A 10,436-nucleotide genomic window follows, 5' to 3' on the forward strand; every position below is an offset into this window, starting at 1 on the left:
TGACGCTTACACCTCACCCTCTGAACCAACCCGCTAAGGCTCTCTCGACTTATGACTACCTCTCCATCTTTAATTAAGAAGCTCCTGGTCATTGGTATCGCCGCTGGCGTCGCTGCCATGGCATGGTGGGGCTGGTTGAACTATTCCGAAACAGGGCCCGGCGAAGGCTTCGTCAGTGGTAATGGTCGAATTGAAGCCACCGAGATCGACGTTGCCACAAAGTTGCCCGGGCGCGTTGAAGGCATTTTTGTTCGGGAGGGAGACTTTGTAGAGGCTGGCCAACCATTGGCCCAGATGCAGTTGGAGACGCTCGAAGCACAGCGCAATGAAGCCTTGGCTATGCGCCAGCAGGCGATGCATATGGTATCGGCGGCGCAAGCACAGGTGGCGCTGCGTGAAGCTGACGTTGTTGCGGCTCTGGCCTTTGTTGACCAGCGAGAGTCAGAGTTTGATGCAGCACAGCGGCGCCTGAAACGTTCGCAGACATTGTCTGAAAAGGGGGCCGCATCCATACAACAGCTAGACGATGATCGAGCGCAGGCCAGCGGTGCCCGTGCTGCAGTCTCCGTTGCGAAAGCTCAGGCGGCGGCCGCGCGCGCAGCCGTTGAGGCGGCCAAAGCCCAACTGGTCGGTGCGCGTTCAACCGTATCCGCTGCCACAGCCACCATCGATCGCATCGAAGCAGAAATTCGGGATAGCGAGCTGCGAGCGCCACGTGATGGTCGTGTTCAGATACGAGTGGCAGAACCTGGCGAAGTGTTGGGAGCAGGTGGGCGGGTCCTGAATCTGATTGATCTGACGGATGTCTACATGACTTTTTTTCTGCCCGAAACGGTAGCTGGTCGCGTAGGTATCGGCTCGGAAGTGCGTATCGTTTTGGACGCCGCGCCCGATTACGTTATTCCGGCGACGATTTCCTATGTGGCTAGTGCTGCACAGTTCACCCCCAAGACTGTAGAAACTGCTAGCGAGCGACAAAAGCTGATGTTTCGTGTACGAGCACAAATCTCTCCAGAGTTGCTGCATGAGCATCTCAGGCAGGTCAAGACAGGCCTGCCCGGTGTGGCATGGGTCAGGCTTGATACTGATGTGGAATGGCCCGGAAGTCTTGACCTTCGCGTGCCGGAGTAAAAAATGAATCAGTCCTCGCAGTTCGCGAGCGTTGCCAGCGTTCACCAGGTACGCTTACGTTATGGAGATGTCCTGGCTCTGGATGGAATTGACCTGGAGATTCCTGCAGGACAAATGACCGGCCTGATTGGTCCGGATGGAGTCGGTAAGTCCAGCCTTTTGGCATTACTGGCTGGCGTTCGCGTCATCCAAGAAGGCTGTGTCGCCGTGTTGGGCGCAGATATGGCTAGCAAGACCCAGCGAAAGCAGGTAGGGCCTCGCATCGCCTATATGCCTCAAGGGCTTGGGCGGAATCTTTACCCAACACTCTCGGTTGAGGAAAACCTGCAGTTCTTTGCTCGCTTGTTCGGGCATGGCGCAGCAGAACGTCGCCAACGCATTGATGAGCTTACCCGAGCTACCGGTTTATATAAGTTTCTGACGCGACCGGCGGGTAAGCTTTCAGGTGGCATGAAGCAAAAGCTGGGTCTGTGTTGCGCGTTGATCCATGATCCGGATCTATTGATTCTGGATGAGCCAACCACGGGCGTAGACCCTCTCGCACGTGCACAATTCTGGGACCTGATTGATCGCATCCGGGCAGATCGTCCAGACATGAGTGTCATCGTAGCCACTGCCTATATGGATGAGGCCAAGCGCTTCGATTGGCTGGCTGCAATCGACGATGGTCACGTTCTCGCCACGGGCACGCCGAATGATTTACTGGCCAGCGTAAGCAGCTCTACCCTGGAAGAGGCTTTTATCCGCCTGCTTCCTGAGGAGAAAAAGCAAGGGTATGAATCGGTGGTCATTCCCCCTTTGCCTGAAGAGCATGCAGATGACATTGCCATTGAGGCCAAGGGATTGACCATGCGCTTCGGCGACTTTGTGGCCGTTGACAAGGTTTCTTTCCGGATACGACGCGGCGAAATCTTCGGCTTTCTCGGCTCCAATGGTTGTGGAAAGTCCACAACCATGAAAATGTTGACCGGATTACTGGCAGCCACCGAAGGGCGGGCCTGGCTGTTTGGGCGCGAGGTGGATCCCCATGACCTCGAAACCCGTCATCGCGTAGGCTATATGTCGCAAGCATTCTCGCTTTACAGTGAGATCACGGTACGCCAAAACCTGGAGCTGCATGCCAAACTGTTCAACGTGCCGAAAGAAGAGATTCCCAGGCGTGTTGGTGAGATGGTTGAGCGTTTCGGCTTGGAAGCTGTACTCGATAATCTGCCTGCAAGCCTACCCCTGGGGATTCGCCAGCGTTTGTCTCTGGCTGTTGCCATGGTGCACAAGCCGGAACTGCTGATTCTGGATGAGCCGACTTCGGGTGTTGACCCCGTGGCGCGTGATGCCTTCTGGCGTTTGCTCATTGAGCTTTCACGGCGTGACGGGGTTACCGTATTCATTTCTACTCACTTCATGAACGAAGCTGAACGCTGCGATCGTATGTCGATGATGCACGCGGGAAAGGTGCTCGACAGCGATGTTCCCGCCAGACTGGTGGAAAAGCGCGGCACCAGATCCCTTGAGGAGGCCTTCATCGGCTACCTCGTTGAGGCCGAGGGCGGTGGTGAAACAGTCTCGCCCTCCGGTCAGTCGCTGAGGAAAGGTCAGGCCATCGAACCAGCTGCGCCCACCACCCGAAACGGTGAGCACACCTCCAACAGCGGTTTCTTCAGTCTGCGTCGCATGCTCAGTTACCTGTGGCGGGAAGCGCTGGAATTAAGGAGGGATCCGGTGCGCGCCACTTTGGCTCTGGGCGGTTCACTGATATTGATGTTTGTCATCGGCTTCGGCATCACGATGGACGTCGAGAATCTGCGCTATGCCGTACTTGATCGGGATCAGACGACGCTTAGTCACAGCTATACGTTGAATCTGTCGGGGTCGCGTTATTTCACTGAGCGGCCGCCGATTCTAGACTACGAGGATATGGACCGCCGCATGCGCAGCGGAGAACTATCATTAGCTGTTGAAATCCCCTCTGGATTTCATCGGGACGTGTTACGCGGCGAAACTGTGCAAATTGGCGCCTGGCTAGACGGCGCCATGCCGGTCCGAGCGGAAACGGTTCGAGGTTACGTTCAGGGAATACACCAGCATTGGCTGCAGGATCAGATGAGGGAGCACGGAGCGGGCACCGTTCAAGGGTATGCGGGCATCGAAACTCGCTTTCGCTACAACCCGGATGTCAAGAGTCTTCCAGCTATGGTCCCAGCAGTTTTGCCTCTTTTGCTGCTTATGCTCCCGGCGATGCTGACGGCCTTGGCCGTGGTGCGTGAGAAAGAAACGGGGTCCATCACCAATTTCTTCGTAACGCCAGTCACTCGCATTGAATTCCTGCTGGGTAAGCAACTTCCCTATGTCGGTTTGGCAATGGTGAACTTTTTGCTGATGAGTCTTTTGGCAGTCACTGTTTTCGGCGTACCAATCAAGGGCAGCTTTTTTACTCTGTCGCTGGCTGCACTAATCTTTTCCTTCGCTTCAACTGGCATGGGACTGCTGGCCTCGGCAGTTACGCGGAGTCAGATCGCGGCGATGTTCTTTGCGATGATAGGCACTCTGATACCTGCGACACAATTTTCCGGATTGATTGATCCGGTTTCTTCCCTTGAGGGCTCCAGCAAATTTATCGGCGAGATTTACCCGGCGACACACATGATCTCCATCAGTCGAGGCGTGTTCAGTAAAGCCTTGGGATTCGCTGACCTTACCGAGCCTTTATGGTTCATGTTGCTGTCGGTGCCGGTCATTCTCGGGTTGGCCGTCTTTTTACTCAAGAAGCAGGAACGCTGAGATGCGCTCAAGAAATCTGGCCAACATTTACCAGCTGGGGATAAAAGAGCTATGGAGCCTGTGGCGTGACCCAGTCATGCTTGTGCTTATCGTCTACGTATTCACCGCTTCTGTTTACACCTCGGCCACATCTATGCCGGAGACGCTTCACAATGCGCCCATTGCGATAGTCGATGAGGATGTCTCGGCGCTCTCACTGCGCATCGCGTCGGCGTTCTATCCGCCGCAATTCACCCCACCCGCCATGATCGGCTATAACGATGTGGATCCAGGTATGGATGCGGGTCTTTACACATTTGCTTTGGTGATTCCCCCCAATTTTCAGCAAGATGTGCTGGCAGGGCGGTCCCCTGCAATGCAGCTAAATGTCGATGCGACTCGAATGAGCCAGGCCTTCACTGGTAGTGGGTATGTTCAGCAGATTGTCATTGGCGAGGTCAACGAATTCATCAAGCGTTATCGTGGAAACGAGTCGCTACCGGTGGATCTCGCGCTGCGTGCACGGTTCAATCCAGCCTTGGATAGCGCCTGGTTTGGGTCAGTGGTTCAGATCATCAACCACATTACGCTTTTGTCCATCATCCTGACTGGTGCAGCACTGATTAGAGAAAGGGAGCACGGTACTATTGAGCATTTGCTGGTTATGCCTGTGACTCCTGCTCAGATCATGCTCTCCAAGATCTGGTCGATGGCTCTGATCGTTTTGGTTGCTGCTTTCCTTTCCCTCAACCTAATGGTTCGGGGTGTACTGGATGTACCGATTGAAGGCTCCATTGCATTATTTTTCACCGGTGCAGCATTGAGCCTGTTCGCGACTACGTCAATGGGCATCTTCATCGCTACTCTGGCCCGTAACATGCCGCAGTTTGGCATGTTGATGATGCTCACAATCCTGCCGCTGCAGATGCTTTCCGGTGGCACCACGCCACGCGAGAGTATGCCCGAGATTGTGCAAGACCTCATGCTGATTGCTCCAACCACACATTTTGTTGAGCTTGGCCAGGCCATCCTTTATCGGGGAGCGGGTCTCGAAGTGGTGTGGCAACCTTTTCTCGCGTTAACCCTGATCGGCGTCGTGCTATTTATCCTTTCACTCGCACGCTTTCGTAAGACCATTGGCCAAATGTCGTGATCGTTCAACCGCTAATCTAAACATAGCTATCTGTAAGGGGGTACCATCCGCAACGTCAATTCCGCCCGAAAATGGCTAGAGCCAGAGTCTGTGATCCCAAAGAATGGGAGGTTTTGTGGAACGCTGAGCAAGTTCCCATTAATCGCGGGCCTGGTCACATGGCGTGCGGGAGGTTGGGTGGTTAAGGCAATGGCATTGGCCTCTTGTGTATTGATAACTGGCTGCAGTGGTGGTGAGCCTACCGAGGAGGTGAGTCCGAAAGTCGTAAAATTGATCGTTGTTGGTGAGCAGGATGGTATAAAAAGCCGCCGTTTCGTGGGCCGGGTCCTCGCTTTGAGAAAGGTTGATCTTTCTTTTCAAGTTAGCGGTCGCCTTGTCGAGTTCCCAGCGGTTCAGGGTCGGATTATCCGTGAGGGAGAGTTAATCGCTCAACTTGCGCAAACCGATTACGAGTTGGCAGTCAAGAGGGCGCTTGCCGAGCGAGAGCTCCTTATGCGAGATATGCAACGCAAGCGTAAGCTCCTCGAACGCAATGCCATTTCCCAGTCTGTCTTCGATGAAGCACAAACCAATTTAGAGCTGTCGGAAGTTCGGTTGGAGCAAGCCCGGCAGAATCTATCTTATACCACTATCCGTGCGCCTTTTGATGCGCTGGTAACCCGGCGTCTCGTCGATCTCCACAGTAATGTTCAGCCCAACGAACAGATAATCAGAGTTCAGGACGTTTCAGAACTGAGAATAAGGATCAGTGTGCCCGAGGCTTTGATTCGGCATGTTTTGAATCCTGATCGCTTGATAGTCAGCGCTGAAATGCTGGCCATGCGTGGGCAACGTATTCCCCTTGAGTACCGTGAGCACGTTACCGAACCGGATGAAGTAGCGCAAACCTATGAAGTGGAGTTTGCACTCGGCGATGACGTGCCATTTGTTGTTCTGCCCGGAATGACTGCAGCGGTATCCATTAGCCTTGAAGATCCCACCGCTGCTTCAGAAATCGAGATTCCTGTCAGCGCGCTTGATCAGGATGCGACGGGTAATTTTCAAGTCTGGCGATACGACCCTGAAAATCAAAGTGTCAGCCCGCGGAGCGTGATCATTGGCGACATCCGAGGTGATCAAGTGGCGGTCGTGTCTGGGCTCGGGGTGGGTGAGACCATAGCTGCCACCGGTTCGAGTAAGTTGCGGGATGGAATGCAAGTACGACCGCTGAAACGGGCGCATTAAGGGAAGCTGTCATGGATATCGCAAGGTCATCCATTGAGCGTCCGCTCAATACCTGGCTGATAATTATCGTTTGCTTTTTTGGGGGTATTGGTGGATTCCATACCCTTGGCAAACTTGAAGATCCTGCCTTTACCATCCCCAATGCCATCATCAATACCAATTACCCAGGCGCCACCGCAAAGGAGGTGGAGGAAGAGGTTACCGAACGCCTGGAAAGAGCGATACAGGAGTTGCCCCAGGTCGGTGTCATCGAGTCCCTTTCCAAGCCGGGACGATCGGAAATCGAAGTGGAAATTGCCGATAGCTACGGTAGCGATGAGCTTCCGCAGATCTGGGATGAACTGAGACGAAAGGTTAATGATACTCAAGGCTCACTGCCGGAAGGTGCTTCACCATCCCGGGTCAATGACGACTTCGGTGAGGTTTATGGCTTGCTGTATGCGGTCACAGCCGGGGGTTATTCGGAAGGTGAAATCCGGGATATCTCGACGTTTCTGCAGCGGGAAATTCTGACAGTACCTGGCGTTGCGCGTGTCACCATCGCTGGCGAGCGCGAGGAAACCATCTATGTGGAAATCTCTAATGAGCGCCTGAAAACGTTGGGAATATCGATTGACCAGGTGCTCAATACCATCCAGACAGAGAACACTGTAGAAAGTTCAGGCTCTATTCGTGTCGCCGACAGCCGAGTCAGGATTGTGACAAGGACTCAGGTTGACAGTGTCGAGAACATTGAAGCAATCCGTATCGGACGCCCTGGCTCAACCCAGCAGCTGGCGTTGAGCGACATAGCACATGTCTATCGGAAGGCGAAGGAAATTCCCGATCATCTCATCAGATTCAATGGCGATGAGGCTTTTACCCTCGGTATTGCAGGTGTCCCTACGGAAAACATTATTGAAGTGGGGGAGGCAGTAGAAAATCACCTGCTATCGTTGAAGGATCGCATTCCACTGGGTGTGGAGTTGCACCCGATTTACGAGCAGCATCGTGTTGTCGATGTTGCCATCAATGACTTTCTAATCAACCTGGCGACATCCTTGGCAATCGTCATCAGCGCACTGTGCCTTTTCATGGGGTGGCGCATTGGTCTGGTGGTGGGCGCTACCCTTTTACTCACTGTTCTGGGCACACTTTTGCTGATGGCGATTCTGGATATCGAGATGGAACGCATTTCTCTCGGTGCGCTCATCATTGCCATGGGCATGCTGGTGGATAATGCCATCGTGGTGGCTGAAGGCATGGTAATCAATATCAGGCGCGGTTTGAGCGCCACAGAGGCCGCCAGCGCCTCTGCCAGGCGCACCCAGATTCCGCTTCTAGGCGCCACCGTTATCGGAGTTATGGCCTTCGCCGGAATCGGACTTTCTGACGATGTGACGGGCGAGTTTCTGTTCTCGCTGTTCATGGTCATCATGATTTCCTTGTTGCTCAGTTGGCTGCTTGCCATTACCGTGACGCCCCTGTTTGGTTTTTACTTCCTGAAAAACGCTCGGGTTGATGACAGCGACCCTCATTCCGGGCTCGTTTATCGTGTCTATAAAAAAATTCTGATCCGGGCATTGCGCGGCAGGGGGATCATCAGTTCCTTGCTGGTGGGCATTACGGCGCTTTGTATCTGGGGTTTCGGGCTGCTGCCCCAGGCGTTCTTTCCGAACTCTAATACCCCCATGTTTTTTGTTAATTACTTGCTTCCCAACGGCACGGATATCCGAGCTACAGAGCGCGATGCCAATGCGATCAGTCGTTACCTGTTGGAACATGAGGGCATTGAGGCAGTGGCAACGTTCATAGGAAGAGGTGCCACGCGGTTTATGCTGACCTACGCACCTGAGCAGCCTAATTCAGCTTACGCTCAGTTCATCATAGTTGCCCGGGATCTGGAAACGATTGATACATTGGATCCAAAAATATACCGCGAGCTGAATGAGGCTTATCCGCAGGCCGAGGTGCGTACCCAGCGCATTAAATTTGGTCCGGGTGATGGGGCCGATGTCGAGGTCCGCTTCCAGGGTAACGACCCCGTTATCCTGAGAAGACTTGCCAGCCAGGCTCAACATCTAATGCGTGAAAACCCCAGGCTCATTGATGTGCGACATAACTGGCGGGAACAGGAAGTCGTCGTGGCGCCTGTCATTAATAAAGAGCGAGCGCGGCTGGCCGGCATCAATCGTGATGAGATCGCGCGGACCCTGGAATTCTCTTCCGTTGGAATCCGCGCCGGTACTTACCGGGAGGGGGATAATCTTATCCCGGTGGTGGCGAGACCGCCCGCCCGAGAGCGTGATGATGTGGATCTGCTTACTGACCGTCTGGTCTGGAGCAATGCCGAGCGAATTTTTGTCCCCATCAGTCAGGTCGTCGATTCATTCGCAACCAGAACCGAAGAGAGCCTTATTTCCCGTCGCAATCGCGTGCGCACATTGACGGTAAAGGCAAACTCCGCCGATGGCTATACCTCCAACCAGGCCTTCCAGTCCATACGCGGCGATATCGAGGCGATAGAAGTGCCAGCGGGCTACTCGCTGGAATGGGGAGGAGAGTACGAAGAGGCCGGCGATGCAAAAGCGGCACTTATGCAACAGCTACCGATCAGCTTCCTAATCATGCTGCTAATATCCGTTTTGCTTTTTGGCAAACTGAGGCAGCCTCTGATCATATGGCTCGTTGTACCGATGTCAGTGTGCGGGGTGGTGATCGGGCTTCTGCTAACCGGATTGCCTTTCACTTTCACTGCCCTTCTCGGCATGCTGAGCCTGTCGGGGATGTTGATGAAGAATGCCATCGTTTTGATTGATGAAATCGATGACCGAACCGGCGCTGAAGACGTTACAGCGGCCAATGCACTTGTGGCCGCTTGTGTGAGCCGTCTTCGCCCGGTGCTGTTGGCAGCGGGCACAACCATTCTCGGGATGCTTCCGTTGCTGACGGATGCCTTTTTCAACAGTATGGCAGTGACCATCATGGGAGGGCTTGCCTTTGCGTCTATTCTGACATTGATTGCGGTGCCAGTGTTCTATGCACTGTTTTTCAATATCGCCTATTACAAAGGTGGTTCTAAGTCGTCCTGCTAAGACAAGGTAACGGCCTGGGTTTTGCCAACGCTTCAGAAACAGCTGTCGAACTTCGGTCGATATTGCTGTAATGACCTTCCTATACTTTTACGCTAGACCTTGACAGCCAGACAGGGCAACTTAGAATGTCAATTATATTGCTAGCGATATAATAGCTAACAATATAGAATTCTAATCTCACCAAGCAGGAGAATCACCATGAGTACACTATATACCGCTACAGCAACCGCGACCGGTGGGCGAAATGGGGCAGTTCGAAGCGACGATGGCCAGCTCGATTTGGAGCTGGCCTTACCTGTCAGCATGGGTGGAAAGGGCGGGGCTACAAACCCCGAACAGTTATTCGCGGCCGGCTATGCAGCATGTTTCGGAAATGCGGTCATTCACGCGACCCGCAAAGAAGAAGTGAAGGTTCGTGACAACGATGTGGAAGTGACCGCTACTGTTGGCATCGGTCCAAACGACAGTGGAGGATTTGGTTTGACGGTGGCGTTGGACGTGACGCTGGCCGGCGTCGATCAAATCACTGCTGAGAAAATTGTGACTGCGGCTCACGAGGTCTGTCCATACTCGAATGCTACGCGAGGCAACGTAGACGTAAAGTTGTCTGTGTTTACCCGCTGAGGCTCCGTCAGCTCAAGATTCAGCGGGTCGACGCATTGGATTCGATCCCGCTGCACTAAGGTGTTGTTGATCACGTATGACGAGAACTGAGTCTAGACGAAACCCATTGAAAGGAAAGCTCCATGTTCAGTCACAAGAAGTTCCTACTAGGCATTGGGCTTTCGATGGCCCTAGTGTTTCCCGTACTTGCTGATCAACACCAAGACGAAGCGATTCTCGTAGGCGAAGAGTCGTTCGAATGCATCACGGACATGATACCGGTACGTGGATTCTATGTTGCCAGCTTGACTGATAATTTAAGCGAAACCATCTTGGTCGCCAATTCATCAAAAGGAGGCAAATACCCTCCGGGCTCCATAGTTCAGTTGATCCCAGGTGAGGCCATGGTGAAGCGGTCGGAAGGAACAAATCCGATCACGCATGACTGGGAGGGTAATCCCCCCGAAAAACAGCGGTGATCAAAAGTAGAATTT

At 53.6% G+C, this 10,436-nt stretch carries 7 protein-coding genes; all 7 read left to right on the forward strand.

Annotated features, from left to right (window positions below):
* Window positions 1-51 precede the first annotated feature (51 nt).
* Window positions 52-1,131: an HlyD family secretion protein gene (locus A8B84_RS09585; RefSeq protein WP_064228520.1), complete on the forward strand. Its 1,080-nt coding sequence runs from the start codon at window positions 52-54 to the stop codon at window positions 1,129-1,131.
* 3 nt (window positions 1,132-1,134) lie between these two features.
* A complete protein-coding gene (gene rbbA / locus A8B84_RS09590; protein WP_064228519.1) occupies window positions 1,135-3,909 on the forward strand; it encodes a ribosome-associated ATPase/putative transporter RbbA in 2,775 nt (924 codons plus the stop codon).
* A gap of 1 nt (window position 3,910) precedes the next feature.
* Window positions 3,911-5,041 (forward strand): ABC transporter permease, encoded by a 1,131-nt coding sequence (locus A8B84_RS09595; protein ID WP_064228518.1) that lies wholly within the window; start codon window positions 3,911-3,913, stop codon window positions 5,039-5,041.
* 189 nt (window positions 5,042-5,230) lie between these two features.
* Window positions 5,231-6,265, forward strand: a complete 1,035-nt coding sequence (locus A8B84_RS09600) for an efflux RND transporter periplasmic adaptor subunit (RefSeq protein ID WP_064228534.1) — start codon at window positions 5,231-5,233, stop codon at window positions 6,263-6,265.
* A gap of 11 nt (window positions 6,266-6,276) precedes the next feature.
* Complete coding sequence (locus tag A8B84_RS09605) at window positions 6,277-9,339, forward strand: efflux RND transporter permease subunit (protein WP_064228517.1); 3,063 nt, start codon at window positions 6,277-6,279, stop codon at window positions 9,337-9,339.
* Window positions 9,340-9,537: 198 nt separating this feature from the next.
* The gene (locus tag A8B84_RS09610) at window positions 9,538-9,963 is read left to right on the forward strand and encodes an organic hydroperoxide resistance protein (protein WP_064228516.1); all 426 of its coding nucleotides are present in this window, start codon (window positions 9,538-9,540) and stop codon (window positions 9,961-9,963) included.
* Between the two features lie 122 nt (window positions 9,964-10,085).
* A complete protein-coding gene (locus tag A8B84_RS09615) occupies window positions 10,086-10,421 on the forward strand; it encodes a hypothetical protein (protein ID WP_064228515.1) in 336 nt (111 codons plus the stop codon).
* Window positions 10,422-10,436 lie beyond the last annotated feature (15 nt).

The organism is Marinobacter sp. EhC06, assembly GCF_001650915.1.
Lineage (GTDB): Bacteria > Pseudomonadota > Gammaproteobacteria > Pseudomonadales > Oleiphilaceae > Marinobacter.